Source organism: Allobosea sp. NPDC055353 (assembly GCF_053644975.1).
The window spans coordinates 587999-613471 of record NZ_JBSHMC010000002.1; the positions used below are offsets into that span (position 1 = coordinate 587999).

Sequence of the window (25473 nt, forward strand, 5' to 3'; positions counted from 1 at the left end):
ACTGACCATGTCGAACGATCCCCGCGAAGCCGAATCCAAGGCGGCGCTGGACCGGGTCAAGCGCGACAGCGAAAGCCTGCTCGGCTCCTCAATGGGCCGGGCGGCCGATCACTTCTCGGGCGCCGATGCGCCTGAGGGCGACAAGGTCGAGCTCTGGGGCCGGCGCATCGGCCGCTCCCTCTCGCTCCTCGGCGTCATCGTGCTGGCCTGGTGGCTCGGCTACCAATTGAAGATCTGGTGATGGGCAAGGCCGTGGACGCGAGGGTCGTAAAAGCCGCGGAGATCGACTGGGACGGGGCCAAGGCGCCGTCGCAGGAGGCGTTCGAGGTTTTGGCCCAGGCCGCCTTCGACCGCCTGCCGGAGGAATTCCGCGCGCTCTGCTCCGACGTGATCTTCAACGTCACCGAATTTCCTGAGGACGACGTGCTCAAGGAGCTGGAGGCGGAGAGTCCCTTCGACCTGCTCGGCCTATTCAGCGGCGTCGGCCTGCCGCAGCAGGGCTATGCTCCGCAGACCGGCCAGATGCCCAACACCATCCATCTCTATCGCCGGCCGATCCTCGACTACTGGGCCGAGCATGACGAGAGCCTGGGGGCCATCGTCAGCCATGTCATGATCCACGAGATCGGCCACCATTTCGGCTTCTCCGACGAGGACATGGAAGCCATCGAAGCCGCGGCGGAGCGCTAGGCGATGCTCGACGAACTGATCCGCAACCTGCCCGGCCTGATGCTGGTCTATTCCGCCTTCATCCTGGCGGTCGCAAGCCCCGGCCCGAGCAATCTCCAGGTCATGGCGACCTCGATGGAGCGCGGGCGCAGCGCCGGCTCCACCCTGGCGCTCGGCGTTACCGCCGGCTCCCTCACATGGGGCATCCTCGCCGCGATCGGCGTCACCGGCATCATCGTGGCTCATCCCGGCGCGCTCTATGCCATCAAGATCGTTGGCGGCCTCTATCTGCTGTTCCTGGCCTGGCGTTCGGCACGCTCGGCCATGCGCGCCGAGATGCCTCCGGTCAAGGCCGCCGCTTCGGGGCGCCGCACCTTCCTGCGCGGCTACCTGATGCACATCACCAACCCGAAGGCGATCCTGAGCTGGACGGCGATCATCGCGCTCGCCCTGCGGCCGGACACACCATCCGTCGTGCTCTATGCCATCATCGGCGGCTGCATGCTGATCTCGCTCGCGATCAATCAGTTCTATGCCGTGCTGTTTTCGACGGCATCGATGATCGCGGGCTACCGCCGTATCCGCCGCAAGGTCGAGGCCTGCCTCGCCGCCTTCTTCACCTTCGCCAGCTTCAAGCTGCTGACCTCGCAGCTCTGAAACCCTTCATCGCAAGAACATCGCCAAAAGGCCCATCGGAGTCTTCGCCATGCAGCCCTTCACCACCCTGACCTCGACGCCCGCGCCCATGAAGGTGGTCAATGTCGACACCGACATGATCATCCCCAAGCAGTACCTGAAGACGATCAAGCGCACCGGCCTCGGCACCGCTTTGTTCTCGGAGATGCGCTACAAGGAGGACGGCTCGGAGAATCCCGATTTCGTGCTGAACCAGCCGGCCTACCGCAAAGCGGAGATTCTCGTCGCCGGCGACAATTTCGGCTGCGGCTCGTCGCGCGAGCACGCCCCCTGGGCCCTGCTCGATTTCGGCATCCGCTGCGTGATCTCCACCAGCTTCGCCGACATCTTCTACAATAACTGCTTCAAGAACGGCATCCTGCCGATCAAGGTCACGCCGGAGCAGCTCGACATGCTGTTCGACGATGCCGCGCGCGGCTCCAACGCGACGCTGACGATCGATCTCGCGAACCAGACGATCAAGGGTCCGGACGGCGGCGAGATCAAGTTCGATATCGATCCCTTCCGCAAGCACTGCCTGCTCAACGGCCTCGACGATATCGGCCTGACCATGGAGAAGGGCACGAAGATCGACGCCTATGAGGCGAAGCTGAAGCAGCGCGAATGGGCGTGAGCCCTGGAACGCAGCTCCGGGAAGCAGGCGTGTAACGAAAGGGTCGCATCAGCGGCCCTTTTTCGTATCTGATGGGCCGGGCAGCCTTAGCGGCGCCGCGGCCGGGACGTGTTCAGGGCCACTGCCGCATCGATCAACGCCTTGAAGGCCTCGGCGTCGATCACCTCGTTCTCACGGATATCGATGGCGCGCCGGACATTGCCGTCCAGGCTGGAATTGAACAGTCCAGCGGGATCGGCAACCGAAGCACCCTTGGCGAAGGTCAGCTTGACCACGCTCTTATAGGTCTCGCCGGTGCAGATGATCCCGCCATGGGACCAGACCGGCACGCCGCGCCACTTCACCTCTTCGACCACATCGGGATCGGCCTCGCGGATCAGCGCGCGCATCCGCGCCAGCGTCGCGCCACGCCAGTCGGAGAGCGACTCGATCTTCTCGTCGATCAGCCGGGAAGCCGCCGCATCCTGAACCTCGTCCTTCGCCATGATCGCTCCCTTCGCACCAGAGCCTAGACCACGACCGTAACCGCCTCGGCCGCGCGCGTCAGGCCGGTATAGAGCCAGCGCGCCCGATGCTCGCGGAAGGCGAAGCTCTCGTCGAAGAGCACGACATCGTCCCATTGCGAGCCCTGCGACTTGTGCACGGTCAGCGCATAGCCGAAGGTGAACTCGTCGGTGTGCTTGCGCAGCTCCCACGGGATCTCCTCCTCGGTGCCGTCGAAGAAATTCGGCATCACCGAGACCTTGACCGCCTTGGCGCCGGCATCGTCCTCCGGCGTCACCCGCATGGTCACCAGCCCCTTCTTCGAGGTCTTGATCTCCTGCACGATCCAGGAGCCGCCATTGAGCAGCCCCTTGCTCTTGTCGTTGCGCAGGCAGACCAGCTTCTCGCCGGCGACGGGGCTGTTATCGGTGCGGCCCATCAACTGGCGGATGCGGGCATTGTAGTTGCGCCGCGTCTTGTTCATGCCGACCAGCACCTGATCGGCCCCCATGACGATCTCCGGATTGATCTCATGGCGCCGGATCACCCGGCTCGGCCCGTAATCGCCGAGTTCGAGCTGCCCGCCCTCGCGCACGATCATCGACATCCGCACGATCGGATTGTCCGCCGCCTGCCGGTGGACCTCGGTCAGCATCACGTCCGGCTCCTGCTCGGTGAAGAAGCCGCCGCCCTTGACCGGGGGAAGCTGCGCCGGGTCGCCCAGCACCAGCACCGGCGTGCCGAAGGAGAGCAGGTCCCGCCCCAGCTCCTCGTCGACCATCGAGCATTCGTCGATGATGATCAGCTTGGCCTTGGCCGCTGCGCTGTCGCGGTTGAGCGCGAAGATCGGGCTTTCCTCGTCGACGCCGCGCGAGCGATAGATCAGCGAATGAATGGTCTGCGCGCCATGGCAGCCCTTGTTGCGCAGCACGAGCGCGGCCTTGCCGGTATAGGCGGCGAAGACGACGTCGCCGTCGACGGCCTCGGCGATATGGCGTGCGAGCGTGGTCTTGCCGGTGCCGGCATAGCCGAACATGCGGAAGAGTTGCGGCTCGCCGGTTTGCAGCCAGCGCGCCACGGCGGTCAAAGCCATATCCTGCTGGGGCGACCAGCTCATCGCAGAATCATCGTCGAAAAAGGCATGACGCAGATGGGGCCGAGTCGGGCTGTGAGGCAAGCCCGGCGCACCCGAAACCGCTCAGGCGGCACGCAAACGCCGGACAAAAGCCGCAGCCTCCGCCTGCAGGGCATTGATCCGCCGGTCGAGCTCCCTCGCGCTCGCAGCCCCGGTATCGGCCTGGCCGACGGTCTGGAGATTGGCGGCCGCGATCTCCCCCATCGCCAGCGCAGCCGTGCCGGTCACATCCGAGATGCGCGCCACGGTCTCGCCGAGCGAACCCAGCAATTCGACATGCGAGCCGACCATCGTCGCGATCTCGGTCCCGGTCTGCTCGACCGCCGCAACGCTCGCGCCGATAGCGGACACCGCCTCAGCGGCATGGGACAATGCCTCATCGGCCTGCGCGATCCGGCTGACGATCCGCCCGGCGGCGTCCGAGGCCTGGTTGGCGAGCGTCTTCACCTCGGCGGCGACCACTGCGAAGCCGCGGCCATGGGCGCCCGCACGCGCAGCCTCGATCGTCGCGTTGAGGGCGAGCAGATTGGTCTGGCGCGCCACGGCGTCGATGATGCCCACGACATCGCGGATCTGGGCGGCGTTTTCGCTCAAGCGCGTCACCAGCGCATGGGTCCCGGCCGCCTCGCGGGTCGCCCCGGTCGCCATCTCCGAAACCCGCCTCACCTCGCGATTGATCTGGCCGACGACGTAATCCAGCCGCAGCGCCGCCTCGCTGGAGCGTCGCGCATCAATCCCCGCACCATCGACGGAAGCGGCCGCCGTCTCGGTGCTCCGCGAGATCTGGTGCACGCGAACCGCCGCATCCTGCAATGCCATGCGCAGCACCTCGCTCGACCGGCCGATCTCGCCGAGCAGGACGCCGAGCCGCACCTCGAACTCGTCGGCGATCCCGGCCAACTCGGCATTGCGCAGCTGTTCGAGGCGCCGCGCATCATCGGCCTCGCTTTCACGGGTCACCAAGGTCGCCCTGATCTCGCTGAGCTGGCGCACGACGCGGGCAAGCTGGCCGATCTCGTCGGCCCGGTCGCGATGCGGAACGTCGATGATCCGGTCGGACGCCACCGCCTGCCGGATCGCCTCCATCAGATCGCGCAAGGGCCGCGTCAACTGGCTGCGCAGCATCAGCAGGGCCAGAAGCCCGCCGCCCAGCGGGAGAAGTACCGCGAAAAGGATCGTCCGCAGACGAACAGCTTCTGCTCGCGCGCTGGCGCGGATCGAGGTCTCGCCTGCCCGCTTGGCAAGTTCGTCGCGCAAGGCCGCGGTCGTCGCAACGATCTCGTCGACATTGACGCGCGCCTCAGCCGCGCCCGCCTCCAGCAAGGCGGCCTTGGCCGAGATGCGCTGGCCGATATCGACGATGCCATGCTGGAAGGCGATGAAGGTCTTGATCCGCGCATCGAGCGTCGGATTGGCCTCGCGCAGGCTCGCCGGCAGGGCGGAGATCAGATGCGCCCGCGCCGCGTCGACCAGTTCGATGGCGGCATCCAGCTTGCCGATCATCGCCTCGATCTCCTGCGGGGAGCTGTCCGTGTCGACCCGGCTGAGCAGCGCGGCGGCTGCGATCCGGCTGGACAAAAGCGAGGCGCTGCCGGCGAGGCGGATATCCGAGAAGGCGGCGGCATCGATGCGCCTTGCCTCATCAAAACCACGCAAGGCGCTGGCAAGGCCCAGCGCCCCGGCGAGAGCCAGCAGGGCGAAGAGAATCATGATCTTCGCCGTCAGTCCCAGTCGCCGCATCGCCGCCTCAGTCTCGTAGCTGCCGTCCATGTGGCAGAGGCAAACGAACACGAGGTTAACGCGAAGCGTGATGACGCAATAATATCAATAGTTTAGCCGGTTATACAATAATCCACCCCGTTGCCCCGTCGATCGGAATTCGACCCGATTGCCCGGGATCGCAGGCCGGCCTAGCTTCGCATCATGAGACGACGCGCCAAACGGATTCTGCTGCTCTGTCTCGGCCTTGCCTTCATCGGCTATGCCGCTTTCGCTCTGTCGCCCTGGCCCACGACGCTGCTGACGCGCCTCGCCTTCGCCTATGGCGCCTCGAAGACCACGGCCGCGCTCGCTGGCCACGTCCCCTTCGGCATCCGCGAGCAGCGCGACATCCGTTATGGCAGCGCGGAGGAAGAACGGCTGGACGTCTATCTCCCCTCGGGTGGCCGCGTCGAACCGGGGCGCCCCACCGTGGTCTGGATTCATGGCGGCGCCTTCGTCGCCGGGGATCGCGGCGATGTCGCGCCCTATCTCAAGATCCTCGCCGGGCGCGGCTTCGCGGTCGTCGCAGTCGGCTATACCCGCGCGCCGACCGGCCGTTATCCCACACCGGTCCTGCAGGCGAATGCTGCGCTCGGCTTCCTGCAGCGCGAAGGGCAGCGCCTCGGCCTCGACCCGACGCGCATCGTTCTCGCAGGCGATTCGGCCGGCGCGCATATCGCCGCCCAGCTCGCGGCCGGCCTGACCGGCAAGGACTATGGCGAACTGCTCGGATTGAAGCCGGCCATCGCGCCCGCGAGCCTGCGGGGCACGGTGCTGTTCTGCGGCGCCTTCGACCTCACCGCCATCGACCTGACGGGCTTCTTCGGCAATTTCGTCCGCTCGGTCCTCTCCGCCTATTTCGGCGTGGCCAACCCGCTGGACAGCGAGCGCCTGACCCAGGCCTCCGTCCCGCGCTATGTCACGGAGGCCTTCCCACCGAGCTTCATCTCGGTTGGAAACGGCGATCCGCTGGCGCCGCAATCGGTGGCAATGGCGCAGGCCCTGCGGGACCGCGGCGTCAGAGTCGACACCCTGTTCTTCCCGCCCGAGCTCGCTCCCAAGCTGCCGCATGAGTACCAGTTCGATCTCGACCGCCCGGAAGGGCAGCAGGCGCTCGACCGGCTGACGGCCTTCCTGAACGGCCTCTCGCGCTGACCGCGGCGACTATGCCCGGAGCATCAGCCTGAGCAGCGGCCGCCCGGGTTTCTGGCGGGCGACCTCCACGAAGCCGGCGCGCAGGAACACGCTTTCCGGCCCGACATAGAGCCCTTCAGTGCTGCGCTTGTCCTGGTTGTCCATGGCCGCCGCCTCGATCAAGCGCGCCCCGCTCGCGCGTGCGAAGGCGACGGCCCCGTCGAGCAGCGCGCCGGTGACACCCTTGCCGCGAAAGCCCTTGCGCACGAAGAAGCAGGAAGCCGCCCAGTTGCCGGTGTCCTCTGCCGGCGCATCTGGCAGCGGCGTCGAGGCGCGACGCGGATTGTTCCATTCCGGGATATCGGCGCGCGGCCCGACCTGCAGCCAGCCGACCGGCTTGCCCTCGGCATAGGCGAGCACGCCGGGCGGCGGGCCCTTCTTCACGCGATCCTCGAAGAGCTGCCGCGCACCTTCGCCGAGTAGGGGCTTGCGCAAGCGCTGCGGCATCCGGAAATGGTTGCACCAGCAGCCATAGCAGGGCCCCTGCGGGCCGAAGAGATCCTCCAGATCGCTCCAGCGCTCGGGCGTCAGCGGCTTCACCTCAAAACCCGTCAGCACCATCGCGACCTCCCGTCCGCAGCAAGGCGAAGCATCTGGACAGGCGGCCAAGTTCGGCAGATCACTGTGCGGCATTGCCGGAGGTCAGCGCCATGTCGCTTGAAGTCTATGCCGCCTATCTCATCGCCTGCATCGTCATCATCATCGTACCCGGGCCGACGGTCACGCTGATCGTCGCCAACAGCCTGAAGCACGGTACCCGCGCCGGCCTCCTCAACGTGGCAGGAACCCAGGCCGGGCTCGGCATCATGGTCCTCGTCGCCGGCATCGGATTGAGCTCGGTCATCGCAGCGCTCGGCCACTGGTTCGAGTGGGTACGGCTGGCCGGCGCGGCCTACCTGATCTGGCTGGGCTGGAAGATGTTCCGCTCGGCCGGCGCCGATCTCGACGGCAAGGCTCCGGCGAAGCCGCCGCGCGGCGGCTTTTTCCTGCAGGGCGCGCTGGTTGCGCTGAGCAACCCGAAGACGCTGTTGTTCTTCGGCGCCTTCTTCCCGCAATTCCTCGACCCAGCGCGTGACCACCCCACCCAGATCGCGATCATGGGCGCGACGGCCTTGGTCTTCGCCGCGCTCAGCGACGGCGCCTATGCCCTGCTTTCCGGCAAGGCCGGGCACCTGCTGTCGCGCAGCCGCGTCCGGCTTTTGTCGAAGCTCAGCGGCGGCTTCCTGGTCGGCGGCGGTCTCTGGCTCGCCTCGACGCGGGCGAGCTGAGGCGGCCGACCGTCACCAGGCGATCGCTTCGCCGGTATAATCGCGAAAACTGTTGGTCTGCGCCATGCCCGAGGCGTCGATGGTGCGGATCAGGCCCTTGGCGCTCTCAGCCGGCGTGATGTCGGCACCGCTGCCGCCCATGTCGGTCTGGACCCAGCCGGGATGGAACAGCATCACGCTGACATCGCGCGAACGCACGCTGTTGCCGAACACGACCATGGCCATGTTCACCGCCGACTTTGACGAGCGGTAGATCAGCGCATTGCCCGGATTGGCGGAGAGCGAGCCCATGCGGCTCGAGATCGTCGCGATCTTGCGGCCCTGCCCGGCCTCGACATTCGGCAGGAACGCCTGTGCGACCCGGATCGGCGCGTAGACATTGACCTCGAAGACCTCACGCCAGGCGTCGAAATCGACATCGAGCCCGCTCTGCCGGTCGCGCGGGCCGTAGAGGCCCGCATTGTTGAGGAGCACGTCGATCGGCTGCCCGGCCAGGGCCTCCTTCGCCGCGGCGATGCTGGCGTCGGAAGTGACGTCGAGCTCGACCGGAATCAGCGCCGCCGGATGCTCGGCCGCAAGCTCGGCGAGCGCTCCACCCCAGGGATTGCGCGCCGCCGCGACCACGCGGTCGCCCCGGCGCAGTAATTCGATGGTGATGGCAAGTCCGATACCGCGATTGGCACCGGTGATCATCCAGGTCTGGGGCATGTCCGTCTCCATGGTCAGGAGACGGAGCTAAGGATGATCCGCGCATTCTGACCAGAGGCACGAACGCTTACGCGTCATGCTCGCCCTTGTGGCGAGCATCCACGTCTTGAACGCGACTTTCGACCAGCGAAGACGTGGATGGTCGGGACAAGCCCGACCATGACGGCAAATGCGCCTCAGCTCTTCGTCTTGCCATAGCCGCCGGCCGTCGGCGTGATCACCGTCACCGCCTCTCCGGCCTGGAGCAGGGTCTGATCGGAGGGCTTCAGCTCCTCGACCGCGCCCGAAAGCCGGCGCACCAGCGTCTTGCCAAGCTCGCCCGCCTCGCCGCCATCGACGCCGAAGGGCCGGACCCGGCGATGCGAAGCCAGGATCGCGCAATCCATCGTCTCGCGGAAGCGGATGGTGCGCGAGGTGCCGTCGCCAGCCGTCCACTCACCCTTGCCGCCCGAGCCCTTCCGGATGTGGAAATCCTCCAGCACGACCGGGAAGCGCGTCTCCAGGATCTCCGGATCGGTCAGGCGCGAATTGGTCATGTGGACATGCACGCCCGACGTGCCGTCGAAGCCGGGACCGGCCGGCGAGCCCGAGCAGATCGTCTCGTAATACTGGTACTGGTCGTTGCCGAAGGTCAGGTTGTTCATCGTGCCCTGCGAGCAGGACATCGCCTTGAGAGCGCCGAACAGCGTGTTCGTCACCGCCTGCGACACCTCGACATTGCCTGCCACCACCGCCGCCGGATAACGCGGCGCCAGCATCGAGCCTTCCGGCACGACGATCCGAATTGGACGCAGGCAACCCGCATTCATCGGGATCGCGTCGTCGACCATGACGCGGAAGACATAGAGCACGGCGGCCCGCGTCACCGGCGCCGGCGCATTGAAATTGTCCGGGCGCTGCTCGGAGGTACCGGTGAAATCGACCGTCGCCTCGCGCTTCTCGCGATCGATGGTGATCTTCACCTTGATCGCGCAGCCCTGGTCCATCGGATAGGTGAATTCGGAATCGTGCAGCTTGGTGAGCAACCGCGCCACGCTCTCGGCCGCGTTGTCCTGGACATGGCCCATATAGGCCTGCACCACGTCGAGGCCGAAGGAGCCGATCATCTTCTTCAGCTCCGCCAGACCCTTCTCGTTGGCGGCGATCTGCGCCTTCAGGTCGTTGACGTTCTGCACGACGTTGCGGACCGGATAGCGTGCGCCGGTCAAGAGCTTGACCAGTTCCTCCTCGCAGAAGCGGCCCTGATCGACGATCTTGAAATTGTCGATATAGACGCCCTCTTCCTCGATCTTCGTCGCGAGCGGCGACATCGAGCCGGGCGCCGTGCCGCCGACATCGGCATGGTGGCCGCGGCTCGCCACCCAGAACAGGATGTCCTTCTCCTGCGGGTCGAAGACCGGCGTGCAGACCGTGATATCCGGCAGATGCGTGCCGCCGTTATAGGGCGCGTTCAGGCAATAGACGTCACCCGGCTTGATGACGGGGTTGTTGGCGATCACGGTCTCGACCGAACGGTCCATCGAGCCCAGATGCACCGGCATATGCGGCGCGTTGGCGACGAGCGCGCCGGTCTGGTCGAAGACCGCGCAGGAGAAGTCGAGCCGCTCCTTGATGTTCACGGAATAGGCGGTGTTCTGCAGCGTCACGCCCATCTGCTCGGCGATCGACATGAACAGGTTGTTGAAGATCTCGAGCATGACCGGGTCGGCCTTGGTGCCGATCGCCGCCTGCTGCACCAGCGCCTTGACGCGGACGAGCACGAGATGGTCACGAGCCGTGAGCTTCGCGCTCCAGCCCTCCTCGACGACGACGGTCTGGTTCGGCTCGATGATGATCGCGGGCCCAGTGATGCTCTGGCCGGGCGTCATCGCCTCGCGCCGCACGATCGCCGCGTCATGCCACTGCCCCTTGGCGAAGAAGCGCGTGCGCTCGGCAGCAACCGGCTCGCCCGCCTGCTCGGAAGACGCAGCCTCCTCGAACTTCGCGCCGCCGCCGACCGCCTCGACCTCGACCGCCTCGACGACCAGCGCCTTGGTCTCGTCCATGAAGCCGAAGCGGGCCTTATGCGCGGTCTGGAAGGCCTCCTGCATGGAGGCGCGCGTGCCGGCCGGAACCGCGATCGCGGTATCGGTGCCGGAATAGCGGATATGGGCGCGCACATGGATCGCGATGTCGCCCTCCACCACGCCCTGGCCGGCGACCTCCGCCTTGGCATCGGCGGCGAGTTTTGCGGCGACCTCCTCGATCGCGGCCTTGGCCTCACCGTCGAGCGCGACGTCCAGCGCCGATGTCCGCGTCGAGCGGATTTCGGCGAGGCCCATGCCATAGGCCGAGAGCAAGCCGGAGAACGGATGCAGCAGCACCGTCTTGATGCCGAGCGCATCGGCCACGAGGCAGGCATGCTGGCCGCCGGCGCCGCCGAAGGAGTTCAGCGCATAGCGGGTAATGTCATAGCCGCGCTGGACCGAGATCTTCTTGATCGCCTCGGCCATGTTGGCGACGGCGATCTGGATGAACCCGTCCGCGACCTCCTCAGGGCTGCGCCCGTCGCCGACCTCGGCCGCCAGCACCGCGAACTTGTTGCGGACGATCGCGACATCGAGCGGCTCGTTCTGCTGCGGCCCGAAGATCGCCGGGAAATAGGACGGGATCAGCTTGCCGACCATGACGTTGGCATCGGTCACCGCGAGCGGTCCGCCGCGGCGATAGGCGGCCGGCCCCGGATTGGCGCCGGCCGAATCCGGTCCGACGCGGAAACGCGCGCCGTCGAAATGCAGGATCGAGCCGCCGCCCGCCGCCACCGTATGGATCAGCATCATCGGGGCGCGCATGCGCACGCCGGCAACCTCGGTCTCGAAGGCGCGCTCATATTCGCCGTCGAAATGGGCGACGTCGGTCGAGGTGCCGCCCATGTCGAAGCCGATCACCTTGTCGAACCCGGCCGAGCGGCCGGTCTCGGCGAGGCCGACCACGCCGCCGGCCGGGCCGGACAGGATCGCGTCCTTGCCCTGGAACAATTCGGCGGCCGTGAGCCCGCCCGAGGACATCATGAACATCAGCCGCGCGCCGGTGCGGGCGACGTCGAGCTCCTCGGAAACCTGCTGCACATAGCGGCCGAGGATGGGCGACAGATAGGCATCGACCACGGCGGTGTCGCCGCGCCCGACCAGCTTCACCAGCGGTGAGACCTCGTGGCTGACCGAAACCTGCGGGAAGCCGATATCGCGCGCGATCCGGGCCGCGACCTGCTCGTGAGCCGTGTAGCGATAGCCGTGCATGAAGACGATCGCGAGAGCACGGAAACCGGCATCGTATTGTGCCTGCAAGGCGTCGCGGATAGCCGCCTCGTCAGGCGCGCGCTCGACCGTGCCGTCGGCCAGCACGCGTTCGTCGATCTCCTCGACCGCTTCGTACAGCGCTTCGGGCAGGATGATCTGCTTGGCGAAGATGTCCGGCCGCGCCTGGTAGCCGATGCGCAGCGCGTCGCGGAAGCCCTTGGTGGTGACAAGCAGCGTCCGATCGCCCTTGCGTTCCAGCAGCGCATTGGTGGCGACGGTGGTGCCCATGCGGACTTCGCCGATGGCCTCGGCCGGGATCGGCTCGCCCACCTTGAGGCCGAGGAGGTCACGGATGCCCTGCACGGCGGCGTCGCGATAGGCGCCGGGATTTTCGGAGAGCAGCTTCCTGGCATGGAGATTGCCAGCCGGATCGCGTCCGATCACGTCGGTGAAAGTGCCGCCGCGATCGATCCAGAAGTCCCAATGCGCCGCCGACATAAGACGTTCTCCCCTCCGCCAAGCCAGCCATGATTTACGCTGACGTTTTATCGATAAATCGTCGATGAGTTATTGACAAGGCGATTCTGCCGGCTACGATCCCGATTGTGGCTGGAACATGGCTGAGGGGCCAGGCCGGCGCGAAAGCGGAGGATGCGACGATGCGAGCAACCCTGGCAACCGGGCGCGGATGCGCTCCTGTTCGGCAGGAGCGGCGCGCGCCATGATCCGCCGCACGCTCGATACGCTTTATCTCTGGGCCGGCTACGCGGCTGGCATCTTCCTCATCCTGATCTTCCTGCTGATGATGGGCATGTCGATCGGCCGCGAGATCGGCCTCAACATCCCGGCCGGCGACGATTTCGCCTCGTGGTGCATGGCGGCGCTGGCCTTCCTCGGCCTCGCCCACACCTTCAAGTCCGGCGACATGATTCGCGTCGGCCTGCTGATCGACCATTTCCAGGGCCGCAGACGCTGGGTCTTCGAGGTGTTCTCGCTGATCCTCGGCCTCGGCTTCTCCGGCTTCTTCGCCTGGCACGCGGCGATCATGACCTGGCAGTCCTATGCCTTCAACGACGTCGCCGGCGGCGTCGTGCCGATGCCGCTCTGGATACCGCAGCTCGGCTATTCCGGTGGCCTGATCATCCTGTTCATCGCGATGCTGGACGAGTTCGTCCATGTCGTCATCCGCGGCCGGGAGCCGCGCTACGAGAAGCCCCCTGCGCAGTCGGACGAAGAGATCGTCGAGCGCGCCATGGCGAGCGGAGTCTGACGCCATGTCGATGATCGAAATCTCCGGGCTGCTCCTGCTGCTGCTGGCCGTCTTTCTGGCCGGCGGCGTCTGGATCGCCATCTCGCTGATGGCTTGCGGCTGGGTTGCGATGCAGTTCGTCGGCGGCGGCATTCCCGCCGGCTCCGTGCTGGCGACCACCATCTGGGGCAACAGCGCCTCCTGGACGCTGGCCGCACTGCCGCTCTTCATCTGGATGGGCGAGATTCTCTACCGAACGAAGCTCTCCGAAGAGATGTTCCGCGGCCTCGCGCCCTGGCTCAACTGGCTGCCCGGCCGCCTGATGCACGTCAACGTGCTCGCCTGCGGCATCTTCGGCTCGGTCTCCGGCTCCTCCGCCGCGACCTGCGCCACCGTCGCCAAGATCGCCCTGCCCGAGCTGAAGAGGCGCGGCTACAACGAGAAGCTCGCGCTCGGCTCGCTCGCCGGCGCCGGCACGCTCGGCATCCTGATCCCGCCCTCGATCACCATGGTCGTCTATGCGGTGGCGGCCAATGTCTCGATCATCCAGATCTTCCTCGCGGGCTTCCTGCCCGGCCTGCTCGTGATGGCGCTCTATTCCGGCTACATCATCGTCTGGCACCTGCTGCATCCCGACCAGTCGCCGCCGCGCGAGCCGAAGATGCCGCTGCGCGAGAAGCTCAGGGAATCGGCGCAGCTCATCCCCTGCATGCTGCTCATCCTGCTGGTCTTCCTGTCGCTGCTGCTCGGCTGGGCGACGGCGACCGAGTGCGCCGCCTGGGGAGTGCTTGGCTCCTTCGGCATCGCCTGGTGGTCCGGCTCCCTCACGAAGGAAGCGTTCTGGCAGAGCGTGATGGGCACCACCCGGATCACCTGCATGATCATGCTGATCCTGGCTGGCGCCTCCTTCATGTCAACCTCGATGGCCTATACCGGCATCCCGGCGGCGCTGGCCGAGTGGGTCGACTCACTGCACCTCTCGCCCTACGCGCTGATCGCTGCGCTCACCGTGATGTACATCATCCTCGGGACCGCACTCGACGGCATCTCGATGATCGTGCTGACCACCGCCATCGTCATCCCGATGATCAAGACGGCCGGGTTCGACCTCGTCTGGTTCGGCATCTTCCTCGTGCTGATCGTCGAGATGGCCGAGGTTTCGCCGCCGGTCGGCTTCAACCTCTTCGTGCTGCAGACGATGTCCGGCAAGGATTCGAACACGGTCGCGCTGGCGGCGCTGCCGTTCTTCTTCCTGCTGGTCGCTGCGGTCGCGATCATCACGATCTTCCCGTGGATCGTGATGGTCTTGCCTCAGATGGCCTTTCCGCCTCAATGATAACGCATCAAAACCAAGGGAACGGAGACAACACCATGTATCGCAAGGACTTCATCAAGGGCCTCCTCGTCGCCGGCGTCGCCGCCACTGCCCTGACGCTTGGCGCCGCATCGGCCTCGGCCCAGACCAAGTGGAACCTGCCTGCCGCCTATCCCAACGACAATCCGCATACGGAAAATCTCGTCCTCTTCGCCAAGGACGTCGAGGCGGCCACCGGTGGCAAGCTCTCGATCACGATCCACGGCAACGCCTCGCTGTTCAAGGCGCCCGAGATCAAGCGCGCGGTCCAGACCGGCCAGGCCCAGATGGGCGAGGTCCTGATCTCGAACCACGAGAACGAGGACCCGATCTTCGGCATCGACGTCGTGCCCTTCCTGGCGACCTCCTTCGCCGATTCGCGCAAGCTCTACGCCGCGTCCAAGGCCGCGATCGAGAAGAAGCTCGACGCGCAGGGCATCAAGCTCCTCTTCATGGTCCCCTGGGCGCCGCAGGGCGTCTACACCAAGAAGGACATCAACACGATCGAGGACATGAAGGGGCTGAAATGGCGCGCCTATAATGTCGGCACCGCCCGCCTCGGCGAGTTGCTCGGCATGCAGGCGGTCACGATCCAGGCGGCGGAACTGCCGCAGGCGCTGGCGACCGGCGTGGTCAATTCCTTCATGTCGTCGGGCGGCACCGGCTACGATTCCAAGGTCTGGGAATCGCTGACCCATTTCTACGATACGCAGGCCTGGATTCCGAAGGACGCCACCTTCGTCAACAAGGCGGCCTTCAACGCCCTCGACAAGGCGACGCAGGACGCGATCCTCAAGGCCTCCGCAACGGCCGAGGAGCGCGGTTGGAAGATGTGGCAGGACAAGGCCGGCTGGTACATCGAGCAGCTCAAGGCCAAGGGCATGAAGGTCCAGGCGCCCTCGCCCGCGCTCGCTGCCGGCTTCAAGAAGGCCGGTGAGCAGCTCACCGCCGACTGGCTGAAGAAGGCCGGCGCCGAGGGCCAGGCCATCGTCGACGCCTACAAGAAGATGTGAGGCGGGCAACCTCGCCGCACATCGAAACACGATAGCAGTCATCCCGGGCGACCGGAGGGAGACCCGGGATCCATGCCGGAACGGCTCAGGCATGGATCCGGGATCGGCGCCGCTCGCGCGGCGTGTCCGGGATGACGAAGCTCTTTTCTTCAGGATGATCGAGCGCGATGACCTCCCCGGCCCCCGACGACCTCGGCCCGATCGTCTCTTCCGGGCATCTCGCCTCGGGAGCGCTGCCGGCTCTGTCGGAGTTCGAATTCGCGCTGAGCATGAGCGTGCATGCCTTCCAGCGCTGGATGATCCGCTGCATGGCGGCGGCCGGCATCGCCGATCTCTCGCCGCTCGACGTGCTCGTGCTGCACAACGTCAACCACCGCGGCAAGGCCAAGCGGCTGGCCGATATCTGCCTCGTCCTCAATATCGAGGACACGCATCTGGTGAACTATTCGCTGAAGAAGCTCGAGCGCCTGAAGCTGCTGAAGGGCGGCCGCAAGGGCAAGGAAAAGACCGTCGAGGTCACGCCAGCCGGCGAGGAAGCCTGCCGGCGCTATGCCCAGATCCGCGAGCAGCTCCTGGTCAAGTCGATCCGCGCCACCAGTGCCGACCCGGCCCGGCTCTCCGAGATCGCCGCCGCCATGCGCTCGCTCTCCGGCCAGTACGACCAGGCGGCGCGGGCGGCGGCGAGCCTCTGATCAGCCCTGCCCCGGCTCGGGCAGGTCGGCATAGCGCGCAGCATATTCTGCATCGAGCATCTTGAGGCGCGACCAGAATCCGCGCCGCGGAGCGCCGGTGAGCAGGTCCTCCAGCAAGCCCAGATGCAGGTGCCAGCCACCAGAGACGCTGGTCATCTCGGCCTTGTTCGCAAGCTTGCGATGCGTCAGCACCAGCAGAACCTTCTCGCCCTTCGGGACAAGCTCGAATTCGACCTCGGATTCCGGCTCCCCGCCACCACCCCAGGTGAAGGCGATGATCCGCGGCGGCTCGCAACGCGTGATCGTCCCGGTCGAACGCACGCCATTCTCGTGCACCTCGCGATAGGCTTCCGGCGGCGTCTCGTCGGTGATCTCAGAATGCTTGAACAGCATCTCCGTCTGGCCACCGACCCGCAAGTCGAAGGCGCCTGAGGCCAGCCATCGCCCGCGCTTCTCCGACTCGGTGAGATAGGACCAGACCCGCTCGACGGGCCCCGGCAGCAGGCGCTCGAAGCGCACCGCCCCGCTTTCCAGCACGACACCGTATTCGTTCATCGGTTGTCTCCCTCGCCCGGTTCGGGCTTTGCGAGTTCCTGCTCCAGGATATCGAGATGGTGCCCCCAGAAGCGCCGGACCTTGCCGAGCCAGGCGTCGAACGCCGCGAGCCCTGCCGGGTCGAGCCGATAGATCCGCTGCTGTCCACGAACCTCGACGCTCACCAGCCCTGCTTCGCGCAACACCTTGAGATGCTGCGAGATCGCCGGTGCGCTGGCGCTGAAGCCTGCAGCGATTTCTCCCGCCGAAAGCGCCCGCTCGCCCAGCATCTCGATGATGCTGCGACGCGTCGGGTCGGCAAGGGCGGCAAAGCGATCCATGGCCGAATAATTTTACAATCACTTAATTAAGTCAATACTTAATATAGAGAACTCATGCAGGCATGCGGTGGTGCGGATTGCCACGCGCTCCCAACTCGGCCAGTGGTGGCTCGTCCTTGGAAACCCTCGCCTGACATGACCGCCCGCAACGCCTCGCTCACCGGCATCGCCATGATGCTCATCGGCATCCTGCTGTTTTCGCTGAACGACGTGATGGGCAAATGGCTGGTCGCGACCTACACGGTCGGGCAGCTCCTGGTGGTGCGCAGCCTGGCGGCGCTCGTCGTCATCCTGCCCTTCGTCTTCAAGCAGGGCGTGCAGCGGACATTGCGGCCGGAGCGTCCCGGTCTGCAGGCCTTGCGCGTCCTGTTCAGCTCGGGCGAAGTCGCACTGTTCTATCTCGCGGTGAGCTACCTGCCGCTCGCGGACGCCATGACGATCTGGCTCGCAGCGCCGGTCTGGGTGGTGATCCTCGCGGCATTGCTTCTTGGCGAGCGCATCGACGGCCGGCGCTGGCTCGCCCTTGCGCTGGGCTTCGCCGGCGTCGCGGTCTCGCTCAATCCGAGCGGCGCCAGCCTGTCGATGCCGGCCCTGATTGCCGTGCTCGGCAGCTTCTTCTTCGCCGCGATGATGATCGCCGGCCGCCAATTGCGCGGCACGCCGGACGTCACGCTGGTCGCCTGGCAGACGCTGGGCGCGCTCCTGATGGGGCTTGCGCTCCTGCCCTTCGGCTGGGTGACGCCAAGCCTGAAGGACGCCGCCCTTCTCGCCTTGCTCGGCATCGTCGCGATGGGCGCGCATATCTGCGTCACCCGCTCGCTCAAGCTGGCCGAGGCCTCGGTCGTCGTGCCCTATCAATACACCCTGATCGTCTGGGCGCTGGTCTTCGGCTGGTTCATCTTCGGCGACTGGCCGACCCCGGCCATGCTCTGCGGCGCGGCGCTGATCGTCGCGGCCGGCCTCGTCCTGCTCGTCCTGGAGCGGCGGGCCACCGTAGCGCCCTACAAACCCGTCGTGAAAGCGGCTACGATCCGCCAGCAGGGCTGACACGCGAAAGGGCACGCCGACGGATCGGAAGCCAGCAGACGCCTGGATCGTCACCGTCGGCCTCGGTGCGGCCGGCTTCGGCCTCTTCATGGCGCTCTCAGGCTGGCTGGCCAGCCCCCTGCCCCGAGACCGATTGTCGGTTGCCGAGCATGTCGGCCCGATCTCGGTCGAGATGCCCATTATCAGCGACGGCATCGGCCGCAATCGCGGCGGCTATCGCACCCAGCTCCTTCCCCTCGTCGCATCCGGCCGGATGCTCCAGACCTACGCACCGCCGCGCAACCTCTGGGTCGATGGCCTGGGCAATATTCGCTGGGGCCAGCCGCTGCGCTTCCTCGTCGATCCCGATGCCGGGCTCGTCTACGAGGCGACGAGCGCAGGGAAAATCCTGCTGCTCTCCTATGACAGGAGCTTTGCGAATCTCTCGGAATCGGCCCGCAACCGCAGCCTGATCGGCCTTGGCTTCCTTGCCTTCGCCGCTTGGCAACTCGGCACGCTGCTGTACCGCCGCCGGCAGGATCGCTCAGCCCGCGGCATGCGCGAGGGCTGAGCGGGCACTCTCAATACAGGCGCAGGCGATAGGCTTCCTCGAGATTGCGGTCGGCCTCGTCGCCATCGACCGCCTTGGTCTGGTCGGCGATGATGCGGCCGAGCGTCGGGAAGGAGTTGCGCGGCACCTGCGAGGCCGGGTCCCACAGCTTCGAGCGGATCAGCGCCTTGCCGCAATGGAAATAGGCTTCCTCGACCGTGACGACGAGCCCGGTCACCGGCACGCGTTCCTGCATGACGGAAGGCGCCAGCAGAGCGGCATCGCGCGTCGCATGCGCCTTGCCGTTGACGCGCAGGGTCTCCGGAATCCCCGGCACCATGAAGACGAGCCCGACACCCGGGGCCGAAAGGATGTTGCCGAAGGAATCGACCCGGTTGTTGCCGCGCCGGTCGGGGATCAGCAGGGTATTGTCGTCGAGCACGCGCACGAAGCCCGGCCCGTCACCGCGCGGACTGGCATCGGCATTACCCTCGGCATCGCAGCTCGCGAGAACCAGAAACGGCGAGAGCGCGATGAAATCCCGACAGAACTGGTCGAGCCGGCGCAGCACCTTGCCGGTCGCCAGGGGCGAGACCGGGCCGATATGGCCGCGCAAGGCATCCGCATCCTCGATGCGCGCCGTCGGATCGTCGAAGCAGTCCGTCATGTCGTTTCCCCATGTTTATCCGATCAATCTGTCCGATTGCCGCGGATCGCGCCAGCGCGGCGGATTCGTGCCGGCCCAACTTCTCCGCATGGCGTCTCTGCCGTCTTGACCGGCGCCCGGCGCACCGCCATCGTGCGCGCCAACTTCGCCCTCCCATACGAGGCCTGATTCGATGCGCCGCGCCCTGCTGCGAACCGCCCTTGTTTCCATCGCCTGCATCACGGGCTTCGCGGCCAATGCAGCGAACGGCCGCTTCGTCCATCCTGCGGACCGCGCGGAGAACCGCACCTTCCCGATGTACGGCAATCTCCCCGGCTGCGACGACCCCGCCGTGCTCGGTGAAGTCACCAGCCGCTTCAATTCGCGCGAGGATACCTATTGGGGCCCGCTCCAGGCGCTGTCCTACGATCGCGTTTCGCAGATCGGCTATCGCAGCTGGGGCGCCGACTTCATCCCGCGCCGCTTCTGCAGTGGCCGCGTGCTGCTGAACGACGGCAAGTTCCGCCGCGTCGATTATTCCGTGCGCGAGTCTCTCGGCCTCTTCGGCATGACCTGGAACGTCAACTGGTGCGTCAACGGCCTCGACCGGCAGCGTTCCTATGCACCCAACTGCAAGATGGCGCGCCCGTAATCCAGGCGGTCCGATGATGAAGCGGCTGTTGGTCGCGGGCCTGGCATTGTTCGGCTTCACCGCGGCGGGCCATGCGCAAGGCTTCGGCCAACGCAGCGCCGCGCCCGGCGATTTCGATTTCTACGTCCTGGCGCTGTCCTGGTCGCCGGGCTTCTGCGAACTTGACGGCGACCGCACGCGCAATCGCGAGCAATGCGGCGAGGGCGCCGGCCTGCGCTTCGTCGTGCATGGCCTCTGGCCACAGAACGAGCGCGGCTATCCCAGCGATTGTGGCCCGGCCGGACGGTCTCCTTCCCGGATCGCGATGGAACAGGCGGAAGGCCTGTTCCCGACCGAGGGGCTCGCCCGCTACCAGTGGCGCAAGCACGGTACCTGCACGGGTTCGAGCCCGAGCGACCATTTTCGCGATGTCCGCCGCGCCCGCGAAAAGGTCGTGATCCCGCCGGCCCTGGCCAAGGCGGACCGCGACCAGAGCTGGACCGCGATCGATCTCGAACGCGCCTTCGCCGCCGCCAATCCGGGCCTGCGCCCGGACATGATGTCGGTCGCCTGCAAGCGCGGCGTCCTCCAGGAGGTCAAGATCTGCTTCACCAGGGATCTGCGCGGTTTCCGCACCTGCCAGCAGGTTGACCGCTCCGGCTGCCGCACCCGGGAATTCACGGTCGTCGGCCCGCGCTGAAAGCGGGATACGGCAGGACTTTGCCGCTTCCGGTCCGGCGCGGCTTCCTCTACCAACGGCGGCATGAACTATCGCCATGGCTTCCACGCCGGAAACTTCGCCGATGTGCTGAAGCATGTCGTGCTGACCCGCATCCTGCTGCATCTCAACGCCAAGCCGACGCCCTACCGCATCATCGACACCCATGCCGGCAGCGGCCGCTATGATCTCGATTCGGAAGAGGCGCTCAGGACGCATGAATGGAAGGACGGTGTCGCGCGGATCGATCGCTCGCCCCTGTCTCCCGCCGTCGAGTCGCTGCTCGTCCCCTATCGCGCCGCGCTGGAAGGCGCACGCGCCCTCTATGGCTCCGGCGCCTATCCCGGCTCGCCCTGGCTCTGCCGCCATGCGATGCGGCCGGATGACCGGCTGGTCGCGGCCGAGCTTCATCCCTCGACCTATCGCAAGCTCACCGAGGCCATCGGGCACGACAAGCGCTGCAAGCCGCTCGCCATCGACGGCTGGACGGCACTGCGGGCCAATGTCCCGCCGAAGGAACGACGCGGCCTCGTCCTGATCGATCCGCCTTTCGAGGAGAAGGACGAATTCGCCACGCTCGCCGCCCAGTTCATCGCGGCGCACCGCAAATGGCCGACCGGAATCTATGCGCTCTGGTATCCGATCAAGGGTGGCAGTGGCGTGGAATCCCTCATGGATGCGATCCATGAGGCCGGCATCGGCCGGCTCCTGCGCCTGGAGATCGATGTCGACCGCCCGGAAGCGGCGGGCGGCCTCAGTGCTACCGGCCTGCTGGTCGTCAACCCGCCCTGGCGGCTGGCCGAGGAGTCGGAAACGCTGCTGCCGGCATTGACCGAACGGCTCGCCCAGGGCGCGCGGCCGCGCTATCACTGCGAGACGATCCGCCCCGACGGCTGATCGCTCTCCTCGCTCCGCATCAAGGATTTCGCCGATGCTCGTCCTGCGCTCCTCCCCCGCCTCCCCGTTCGGCCGCAAGGTCAAGATGGCGGCCCTTGAACTCGGGCTGATGGACCGCATCGAGATCGTCCCGGCCGACACCAACGACCCGGCCGAGGCGCTGCGCCGGCAGAACCCGCTCGGCAAGATTCCGACGCTGGTGCTGGAGGATGGCACGACGCTGTTCGATTCCCGCGTCATCGTCGATTACCTCGACCATCTCAGCGGCGGCAGGCTCATCCCGGGCGGCGAGGCGCGCTTCACGCAGTTGCGGCTGCAGGCTTTGGCCGACGGCATCTGCGATGCCGCGCTGCTCAAGGTCTATGAAGGGCGTTTCCGGCCGGAGGAAGGCCGCAACGCCAACTGGGTCGCGCATCAGGACGGCAAGGTCGCGCGCGGGCTTGAGGCGCTCGAAGCCACTCCGCCCGTCTTCGCCGACCGCCCGCGCATCGGCGAGATCGCGCTCGCCTGCGCGCTGGGCTATCTCGACCTGCGCTTCGAGGGCAAATGGCGGGCCGATCATCCGAAGCTCGTCGCCTGGCTCGACGATTTCGCCGCCCGCGTCCCCGCTTTCGAGACGACCCGCTTCAAGGGCTGATCGCAGCAACCGACCCGGCGAGAGCCTTCAAACCGTGAAGCCGGCGACCCTGGTCGCCGGCTTTTTCATGTGCTGCCATCTGGAGGCGCTGGCATCCAGGCAACAAAAAACCCGGTGGCCGAGGCCACCGGGTCCGTTCTGTCTCCGGAAGGAGAGGATCAGAACTTGTAGCTGAGGCGGGCGCGGACGACCGAGAAGTCGGTGCCGACCTTGGTGCCGCCGCCGAGGATGCTCTTCTCGCCGAGGTCGACGTAGAGGTACTCGACGCCAGCGATGATGTTGTTGGTGACGGCGTACTCGAGACCGCCGCCGACGGCGAAGCCGCCGGTGTGGCTGCGATCAGAGGAGAAGCCGATCGCCGGAATCGAGGTCTTCACGTTGCCGTAGGCCCAACCACCGGTGATGTAGGGCATGAACCGGTCGAAGGCGACGCCGACGCGAGCACGGACGGTGCCGAAGTAATCGGTCTTGACGCCGACGAGGCCGAGGTTGTTGCCGCTGCTGAGGTCAGCAGCCTGGAGGTCGGCTTCGAGACCGACGACGAACTGGCCCATCTGGTAGTTGTAGCCGATCTGGCCACCACCGACGAAGCCGTCGAGGTCGCCGACGTTGGCGAAGCCGTCAGCGTTCACGTTACCCCAGCCGTAGCCGGCGTTGGCACCGACGTAGAAACCGGTCCAGGTGAAAGCCGGCGGCATGTAGACCGGAGCGGCGATCGGGCCCTTGCGGGACGGCAGGTCGGCGGCCGAAGCGGCGCCAGCGGCGACGAGGCCGAGCGCGGCAACGCTCGCAAGCAGATACTTCTTCATGACAAACTCCTTAGTCGTCGCTGTCGCCGGAAAACCCGGCGGGTGATTTCGATGAACCCGTTATAAGACGGGGAGCCGGCTTTGTCTGTTGCATCGGAAGCACATCTGCCTTGCAGACCGCGGCAGAAATGCGGCACGAATACGATAACTGACCCCAAATAGGTAAAACCAAGTTAACCAACCAGCGACTAGCCACCATGGTAAATCGAATACTAACAGTATTTCGACCCCCACGCCGCGCTAAGAACATGGCCCGGCCTACAAACGCGGCTGCTTATCCAAGGTTCCCGCAGCGATTGCGGCTTTTTTCGCCTGTCTTGCCGCTCCGTCCCGCCTGTGCTTAAGCCTTGAGACGACAGGAACCGAAGAAGAACCGTGCTGCCCCTCTCGATTTTCATCATCGCCCAGAACGAAGCGGACCGGATCGGCCGGACCATCGAAGCGGCGCGAGCGCTGAGCGACGACATCGTCGTGGTCGATTCCGGATCGAGTGACGGCACCCAGGCCCTGGCCGATTCGCTCGGCGCGCGCGTCATCTTCAATGCCTGGCCGGGCTACGGCCAGCAGAAGCGCTTCGCCGAGGAACAGTGCCGTCATGACTGGCTGCTCAACCTCGATGCCGACGAGGTCGTGCCACCCGATCTGGCAGCCGAGATCGCCGCGCTCTTCGCGAACGGATCGCCGCCGAAGGACGCCTACAAGCTGAGAATCGCCGAGATCTTTCCAGGAGAAGGTGCGCCGCACCGATTCGCCTATGCGCTTGCGCCCGTGCGCCTCTACCGCAGGAGCAAGGGCCGCTATTCGGCCTCGCCCGTGCATGATCGCGTCGATCTTGCGCCGGATGCACAGGTCGGGCGCCTGCGCGGAACCGTGCATCATTTTTCCGTTCGCTCGCTGGGCGAGCAGATGGACAAGCTCAATGCCTATAGCGATGCGCAGGCCGACGATCTCGACGCGCGCGGCGGCACCCTGTCCGTCTTCCGGCTGGTCGCCGAATTCCCCGCCAATTTCCTCAAGGCCTATATCGGGCGCCGTCATGCATTGCGCGGCATCTACGGTTTCATGACGGCGATGAACTACGCCTTCTACCGCTATCTGCGCGTCGCCAAGCATTGGGAACGCCGCCTGCAGCGACGGGCCTCCGCCCAGGCGGCTACGCCTGCCGCGAATCGCGACGGCCGAGATGGCTGAGGTCGCACTGGTCACCGGCGGCGCCCGGCGAATCGGCCGCGCCATCGTCGAGAAGCTGGCCGAAGCCGGCTATGCGGTCGCGATCCATCACGGTGACAGCCAAGGTGACGCCGAAACGCTGCTGAGAACACTGGAAGCCCGCGGCGCCAGGGCCTGCCTTCTGACGGCCGATCTCGTCGATCCCGCCGCCGTCGCGACCCTGATTCCGGCGGCGGAAAAGGCGCTCGGCGCGGTCACGCTCCTGGTCAACAATGCCGCGAGCTTCGTCGCCGACGATGTCCGTTCGCTCGACATCGCCACCTGGAATCGCCAGTTCTCGATCAACCTGCGCGCGCCCTCGCAACTGATCGGGATCATGGCGGAGCGGTTGCCTGCCGACACCAAAGGCGCGGTCGTCAATATCGTCGATCAGCGCGTCTGGAAGCTGACGCCGCAATATTACTCCTACACCTTGACCAAGGCCGCCCTGCTCACCGCGACCCGGACCCTGGCGCAGGCGCTGGCTCCGCGCATTCGCGTCAACGCCGTCGGCCCCGGCCCGACCTTCCCCAATAACTATGACGGCGCGGACCGGCTGGAACAGGAGGCCGCAGGGACCCTTCTGGGGCACCGCGTCATGCCCGACGAGATCGCCGAAGCCGTGCTCTACCTCGCCCGCGCCGATTCCGTGACCGGCCAGATGATCGCCGTCGATGCCGGCCAGCACCTCGGTTGGCGCACGCCCGACATCGTCGGCTGATTCTCAGACGGCTCCTTCAGGGCGATACGGTGCCCGGCCACTCGCGAGCGCCGAATCGAGCAGCTCGAGCCGGTCCTGCCCCCAGAACACCTCGCCATCGAGCACATAGCTCGGCGCGCCGAACACACCCGCCTCGACAGCCTGGCCCAGCGCATCCTCATAGCGTTGCCTGATCGCTGGCGAATCCGCGGCCGCGAGCAACGTCAGCCCATCGAGACCGGCGCGCGACGCACAGGCGAGCAGCGCCTCGGGCTGGCTCATATCCTCGTCGCGCGCCCAGAGGCCGGCCATCACGTCGCCGATGAAGGCCAGCGGATCGCCACCGGACGCGACGATCGCGATCGCCATGCGGTCGGCCTGCGACGGATCGAAAGGAAAATGCTTCGGTTGCAGCACGAGCGGCAAACCCCGCGCCGCGCGCCAGCGCTGGAGATCGAGCAGCCGGTAGCGCTGCCGCACGGGGTGCCGCTTCGGCAAGGGCAACCCGCCCGTCTCGTCGAACACCGAGCGCAACGGCATCGGCCGGTAGTCGATCGCGCAGCCATGCCGGCGGGCGATCTCATGAAAGGTCGCGTTGCCGAGATAGGTCCACGGCGAAGGCAGCGAGAAGTAATAGGTGATGGACCGGGACAAGACTGCCT

At 66.3% G+C, this 25473-nt stretch carries 29 protein-coding genes; 18 read left to right on the forward strand and 11 right to left on the reverse strand.

From position 1 onward, the window contains the following. Positions 1-7 precede the first annotated feature (7 nt). The 4 genes from ACWIEX_RS16135 to leuD are packed head-to-tail and all read left to right on the forward strand — an operon-like array spanning position 8 to position 1978. The gene (locus tag ACWIEX_RS16135) at positions 8-241 is read left to right on the forward strand and encodes a hypothetical protein (RefSeq protein WP_454034024.1); all 234 of its coding nucleotides are present in this window, start codon (positions 8-10) and stop codon (positions 239-241) included. Continuing rightward, positions 241-690: a metallopeptidase family protein gene (locus tag ACWIEX_RS16140; protein WP_454034025.1), complete on the forward strand. Its 450-nt coding sequence runs from the start codon at positions 241-243 to the stop codon at positions 688-690. Before ACWIEX_RS16135 ends, ACWIEX_RS16140 begins: the two co-directional genes overlap by 1 nt. Positions 691-693: 3 nt before the next feature. Further along, a complete protein-coding gene (locus tag ACWIEX_RS16145) occupies positions 694-1326 on the forward strand; it encodes a LysE family translocator (protein ID WP_454034026.1) in 633 nt (210 codons plus the stop codon). Positions 1327-1375: 49 nt separating this feature from the next. Beyond that, on the forward strand, positions 1376-1978 hold the full coding sequence (leuD, locus tag ACWIEX_RS16150; protein WP_454034027.1) for a 3-isopropylmalate dehydratase small subunit: 603 nt from the start codon (positions 1376-1378) through the stop codon (positions 1976-1978). Positions 1979-2064: 86 nt separating this feature from the next. Here the strand turns inward: leuD and ACWIEX_RS16155 are convergent, their stop codons facing one another. The 3 genes from ACWIEX_RS16155 to ACWIEX_RS16165 all read right to left on the reverse strand — a co-directional run bounded on the left by ACWIEX_RS16155 (position 2065) and on the right by ACWIEX_RS16165 (position 5306). Further along, positions 2065-2463 (reverse strand): DUF1801 domain-containing protein, encoded by a 399-nt coding sequence (locus tag ACWIEX_RS16155; protein ID WP_454034028.1) that lies wholly within the window; start codon positions 2461-2463, stop codon positions 2065-2067. Positions 2464-2486: 23 nt separating this feature from the next. Beyond that, positions 2487-3578, reverse strand: coding sequence for an ATP-dependent DNA helicase (locus ACWIEX_RS16160; RefSeq protein WP_454034029.1), 1092 nt, complete (start codon positions 3576-3578; stop codon positions 2487-2489). Positions 3579-3659: 81 nt separating this feature from the next. Further along, entirely contained in the window at positions 3660-5306 is a 1647-nt protein-coding gene (locus ACWIEX_RS16165) for a methyl-accepting chemotaxis protein (protein WP_454034030.1), read from the reverse strand. Between the two features lie 213 nt (positions 5307-5519). Here ACWIEX_RS16165 and ACWIEX_RS16170 point away from each other — a divergent pair, with 213 nt between their 5' ends. Beyond that, positions 5520-6512, forward strand: a complete 993-nt coding sequence (locus ACWIEX_RS16170) for an alpha/beta hydrolase (RefSeq protein ID WP_454034031.1) — start codon at positions 5520-5522, stop codon at positions 6510-6512. 9 nt (positions 6513-6521) lie between these two features. Here the strand turns inward: ACWIEX_RS16170 and ACWIEX_RS16175 are convergent, their stop codons facing one another. Continuing rightward, entirely contained in the window at positions 6522-7112 is a 591-nt protein-coding gene (locus ACWIEX_RS16175; RefSeq protein ID WP_454034032.1) for a GNAT family N-acetyltransferase, read from the reverse strand. An 89-nt stretch (positions 7113-7201) separates the two neighbouring features. On the opposite strand from ACWIEX_RS16175, the gene ACWIEX_RS16180 reads away from it, so the two are divergent. After that, a complete protein-coding gene (locus ACWIEX_RS16180) occupies positions 7202-7819 on the forward strand; it encodes a LysE family translocator (protein WP_454034033.1) in 618 nt (205 codons plus the stop codon). A gap of 12 nt (positions 7820-7831) precedes the next feature. Here the strand turns inward: ACWIEX_RS16180 and ACWIEX_RS16185 are convergent, their stop codons facing one another. After that, positions 7832-8527 carry an SDR family oxidoreductase gene (locus tag ACWIEX_RS16185; protein ID WP_454034034.1) on the reverse strand — a complete coding sequence of 232 codons (696 nt, stop codon included), beginning with the start codon at positions 8525-8527 and terminating at the stop codon, positions 7832-7834. 176 nt (positions 8528-8703) lie between these two features. Beyond that, positions 8704-12303, reverse strand: a complete 3600-nt coding sequence (locus ACWIEX_RS16190; protein ID WP_454034035.1) for a hydantoinase B/oxoprolinase family protein — start codon at positions 12301-12303, stop codon at positions 8704-8706. 223 nt (positions 12304-12526) lie between these two features. Here ACWIEX_RS16190 and ACWIEX_RS16195 point away from each other — a divergent pair, with 223 nt between their 5' ends. From ACWIEX_RS16195 to ACWIEX_RS16210, 4 genes are all read left to right on the forward strand, one after another. Beyond that, a complete protein-coding gene (locus tag ACWIEX_RS16195; RefSeq protein ID WP_454034036.1) occupies positions 12527-13075 on the forward strand; it encodes a TRAP transporter small permease in 549 nt (182 codons plus the stop codon). Between the two features lie 4 nt (positions 13076-13079). Then, entirely contained in the window at positions 13080-14390 is a 1311-nt protein-coding gene (locus ACWIEX_RS16200) for a TRAP transporter large permease (protein WP_454034037.1), read from the forward strand. A 35-nt stretch (positions 14391-14425) separates the two neighbouring features. Then, positions 14426-15421, forward strand: a complete 996-nt coding sequence (locus ACWIEX_RS16205; protein WP_454034038.1) for a TRAP transporter substrate-binding protein — start codon at positions 14426-14428, stop codon at positions 15419-15421. A gap of 167 nt (positions 15422-15588) precedes the next feature. After that, the gene (locus ACWIEX_RS16210) at positions 15589-16113 is read left to right on the forward strand and encodes a winged helix DNA-binding protein (protein WP_061969424.1); all 525 of its coding nucleotides are present in this window, start codon (positions 15589-15591) and stop codon (positions 16111-16113) included. Here the strand turns inward: ACWIEX_RS16210 and ACWIEX_RS16215 are convergent, their stop codons facing one another. Both ACWIEX_RS16215 and ACWIEX_RS16220 read right to left on the reverse strand, forming a co-directional pair. Next, positions 16114-16668, reverse strand: a complete 555-nt coding sequence (locus ACWIEX_RS16215) for an SRPBCC family protein (RefSeq protein ID WP_454034039.1) — start codon at positions 16666-16668, stop codon at positions 16114-16116. It abuts the gene before it with no gap. Further along, on the reverse strand, positions 16665-16988 hold the full coding sequence (locus ACWIEX_RS16220; protein WP_454034040.1) for an ArsR/SmtB family transcription factor: 324 nt from the start codon (positions 16986-16988) through the stop codon (positions 16665-16667). The genes ACWIEX_RS16215 and ACWIEX_RS16220 overlap by 4 nt, the downstream gene beginning before the upstream one ends. A gap of 135 nt (positions 16989-17123) precedes the next feature. Between ACWIEX_RS16220 and ACWIEX_RS16225 the strand changes: the two genes are divergently transcribed. Continuing rightward, a complete protein-coding gene (locus ACWIEX_RS16225) occupies positions 17124-18035 on the forward strand; it encodes a DMT family transporter (RefSeq protein WP_454034041.1) in 912 nt (303 codons plus the stop codon). A 133-nt stretch (positions 18036-18168) separates the two neighbouring features. Then, positions 18169-18585, forward strand: coding sequence for a hypothetical protein (locus ACWIEX_RS16230; RefSeq protein ID WP_454034042.1), 417 nt, complete (start codon positions 18169-18171; stop codon positions 18583-18585). Between the two features lie 10 nt (positions 18586-18595). Here ACWIEX_RS16230 and ACWIEX_RS16235 read toward each other — a convergent pair whose 3' ends face one another. Continuing rightward, entirely contained in the window at positions 18596-19231 is a 636-nt protein-coding gene (locus tag ACWIEX_RS16235; RefSeq protein ID WP_454034043.1) for a pyridoxamine 5'-phosphate oxidase family protein, read from the reverse strand. Positions 19232-19403: 172 nt separating this feature from the next. Here ACWIEX_RS16235 and ACWIEX_RS16240 point away from each other — a divergent pair, with 172 nt between their 5' ends. The 4 genes from ACWIEX_RS16240 to ACWIEX_RS16255 all read left to right on the forward strand — a co-directional run bounded on the left by ACWIEX_RS16240 (position 19404) and on the right by ACWIEX_RS16255 (position 22093). Next, positions 19404-19862 (forward strand): hypothetical protein, encoded by a 459-nt coding sequence (locus ACWIEX_RS16240; RefSeq protein ID WP_454034044.1) that lies wholly within the window; start codon positions 19404-19406, stop codon positions 19860-19862. Positions 19863-19878: 16 nt separating this feature from the next. Further along, positions 19879-20541: a ribonuclease T2 family protein gene (locus tag ACWIEX_RS16245; protein WP_454034801.1), complete on the forward strand. Its 663-nt coding sequence runs from the start codon at positions 19879-19881 to the stop codon at positions 20539-20541. 63 nt (positions 20542-20604) lie between these two features. After that, positions 20605-21456 carry a 23S rRNA (adenine(2030)-N(6))-methyltransferase RlmJ gene (locus ACWIEX_RS16250; protein WP_454034045.1) on the forward strand — a complete coding sequence of 284 codons (852 nt, stop codon included), beginning with the start codon at positions 20605-20607 and terminating at the stop codon, positions 21454-21456. 34 nt (positions 21457-21490) lie between these two features. After that, the gene (locus ACWIEX_RS16255) at positions 21491-22093 is read left to right on the forward strand and encodes a glutathione S-transferase (RefSeq protein WP_454034046.1); all 603 of its coding nucleotides are present in this window, start codon (positions 21491-21493) and stop codon (positions 22091-22093) included. Between the two features lie 158 nt (positions 22094-22251). Here the strand turns inward: ACWIEX_RS16255 and ACWIEX_RS16260 are convergent, their stop codons facing one another. Further along, positions 22252-22902 (reverse strand): outer membrane protein, encoded by a 651-nt coding sequence (locus ACWIEX_RS16260; protein ID WP_454034047.1) that lies wholly within the window; start codon positions 22900-22902, stop codon positions 22252-22254. Between the two features lie 375 nt (positions 22903-23277). On the opposite strand from ACWIEX_RS16260, the gene ACWIEX_RS16265 reads away from it, so the two are divergent. Further along, positions 23278-24093, forward strand: a complete 816-nt coding sequence (locus tag ACWIEX_RS16265; protein WP_454034048.1) for a glycosyltransferase family 2 protein — start codon at positions 23278-23280, stop codon at positions 24091-24093. Beyond that, complete coding sequence (locus tag ACWIEX_RS16270; protein WP_454034049.1) at positions 24086-24832, forward strand: SDR family oxidoreductase; 747 nt, start codon at positions 24086-24088, stop codon at positions 24830-24832. The genes ACWIEX_RS16265 and ACWIEX_RS16270 overlap by 8 nt, the downstream gene beginning before the upstream one ends. A gap of 3 nt (positions 24833-24835) precedes the next feature. Here ACWIEX_RS16270 and ACWIEX_RS16275 read toward each other — a convergent pair whose 3' ends face one another. Beyond that, positions 24836-25465, reverse strand: a complete 630-nt coding sequence (locus ACWIEX_RS16275) for a 2-hydroxychromene-2-carboxylate isomerase (RefSeq protein WP_454034050.1) — start codon at positions 25463-25465, stop codon at positions 24836-24838. Positions 25466-25473 lie beyond the last annotated feature (8 nt).

Bases quoted from the DNA above. Each gene is read 5' to 3' on its own strand.
- ACWIEX_RS16135 (WP_454034024.1), top strand. From the start codon at position 8: ATGTCGAACGATCCCCGCGAAGCCGAATCCAAGGCGGCGCTGGACCGG.
- ACWIEX_RS16140 (WP_454034025.1), top strand. From the start codon at position 241: ATGGGCAAGGCCGTGGACGCGAGGGTCGTAAAAGCCGCGGAGATCGAC.
- ACWIEX_RS16145 (WP_454034026.1), top strand. From the start codon at position 694: ATGCTCGACGAACTGATCCGCAACCTGCCCGGCCTGATGCTGGTCTAT.
- leuD (WP_454034027.1), top strand. From the start codon at position 1,376: ATGCAGCCCTTCACCACCCTGACCTCGACGCCCGCGCCCATGAAGGTG.
- ACWIEX_RS16155 (WP_454034028.1), bottom strand. From the start codon at position 2,463: ATGGCGAAGGACGAGGTTCAGGATGCGGCGGCTTCCCGGCTGATCGAC.
- ACWIEX_RS16160 (WP_454034029.1), bottom strand. From the start codon at position 3,578: ATGAGCTGGTCGCCCCAGCAGGATATGGCTTTGACCGCCGTGGCGCGC.
- ACWIEX_RS16165 (WP_454034030.1), bottom strand. From the start codon at position 5,306: ATGATTCTCTTCGCCCTGCTGGCTCTCGCCGGGGCGCTGGGCCTTGCC.
- ACWIEX_RS16170 (WP_454034031.1), top strand. From the start codon at position 5,520: ATGAGACGACGCGCCAAACGGATTCTGCTGCTCTGTCTCGGCCTTGCC.
- ACWIEX_RS16175 (WP_454034032.1), bottom strand. From the start codon at position 7,112: ATGGTGCTGACGGGTTTTGAGGTGAAGCCGCTGACGCCCGAGCGCTGG.
- ACWIEX_RS16180 (WP_454034033.1), top strand. From the start codon at position 7,202: ATGTCGCTTGAAGTCTATGCCGCCTATCTCATCGCCTGCATCGTCATC.
- ACWIEX_RS16185 (WP_454034034.1), bottom strand. From the start codon at position 8,527: ATGCCCCAGACCTGGATGATCACCGGTGCCAATCGCGGTATCGGACTT.
- ACWIEX_RS16190 (WP_454034035.1), bottom strand. From the start codon at position 12,303: ATGTCGGCGGCGCATTGGGACTTCTGGATCGATCGCGGCGGCACTTTC.
- ACWIEX_RS16195 (WP_454034036.1), top strand. From the start codon at position 12,527: ATGATCCGCCGCACGCTCGATACGCTTTATCTCTGGGCCGGCTACGCG.
- ACWIEX_RS16200 (WP_454034037.1), top strand. From the start codon at position 13,080: ATGTCGATGATCGAAATCTCCGGGCTGCTCCTGCTGCTGCTGGCCGTC.
- ACWIEX_RS16205 (WP_454034038.1), top strand. From the start codon at position 14,426: ATGTATCGCAAGGACTTCATCAAGGGCCTCCTCGTCGCCGGCGTCGCC.
- ACWIEX_RS16210 (WP_061969424.1), top strand. From the start codon at position 15,589: ATGACCTCCCCGGCCCCCGACGACCTCGGCCCGATCGTCTCTTCCGGG.
- ACWIEX_RS16215 (WP_454034039.1), bottom strand. From the start codon at position 16,668: ATGAACGAATACGGTGTCGTGCTGGAAAGCGGGGCGGTGCGCTTCGAG.
- ACWIEX_RS16220 (WP_454034040.1), bottom strand. From the start codon at position 16,988: ATGGATCGCTTTGCCGCCCTTGCCGACCCGACGCGTCGCAGCATCATC.
- ACWIEX_RS16225 (WP_454034041.1), top strand. From the start codon at position 17,124: ATGACCGCCCGCAACGCCTCGCTCACCGGCATCGCCATGATGCTCATC.
- ACWIEX_RS16235 (WP_454034043.1), bottom strand. From the start codon at position 19,231: ATGACGGACTGCTTCGACGATCCGACGGCGCGCATCGAGGATGCGGAT.
- ACWIEX_RS16240 (WP_454034044.1), top strand. From the start codon at position 19,404: ATGCGCCGCGCCCTGCTGCGAACCGCCCTTGTTTCCATCGCCTGCATC.
- ACWIEX_RS16245 (WP_454034801.1), top strand. From the start codon at position 19,879: ATGAAGCGGCTGTTGGTCGCGGGCCTGGCATTGTTCGGCTTCACCGCG.
- ACWIEX_RS16250 (WP_454034045.1), top strand. From the start codon at position 20,605: ATGAACTATCGCCATGGCTTCCACGCCGGAAACTTCGCCGATGTGCTG.
- ACWIEX_RS16255 (WP_454034046.1), top strand. From the start codon at position 21,491: ATGCTCGTCCTGCGCTCCTCCCCCGCCTCCCCGTTCGGCCGCAAGGTC.
- ACWIEX_RS16260 (WP_454034047.1), bottom strand. From the start codon at position 22,902: ATGAAGAAGTATCTGCTTGCGAGCGTTGCCGCGCTCGGCCTCGTCGCC.
- ACWIEX_RS16270 (WP_454034049.1), top strand. From the start codon at position 24,086: ATGGCTGAGGTCGCACTGGTCACCGGCGGCGCCCGGCGAATCGGCCGC.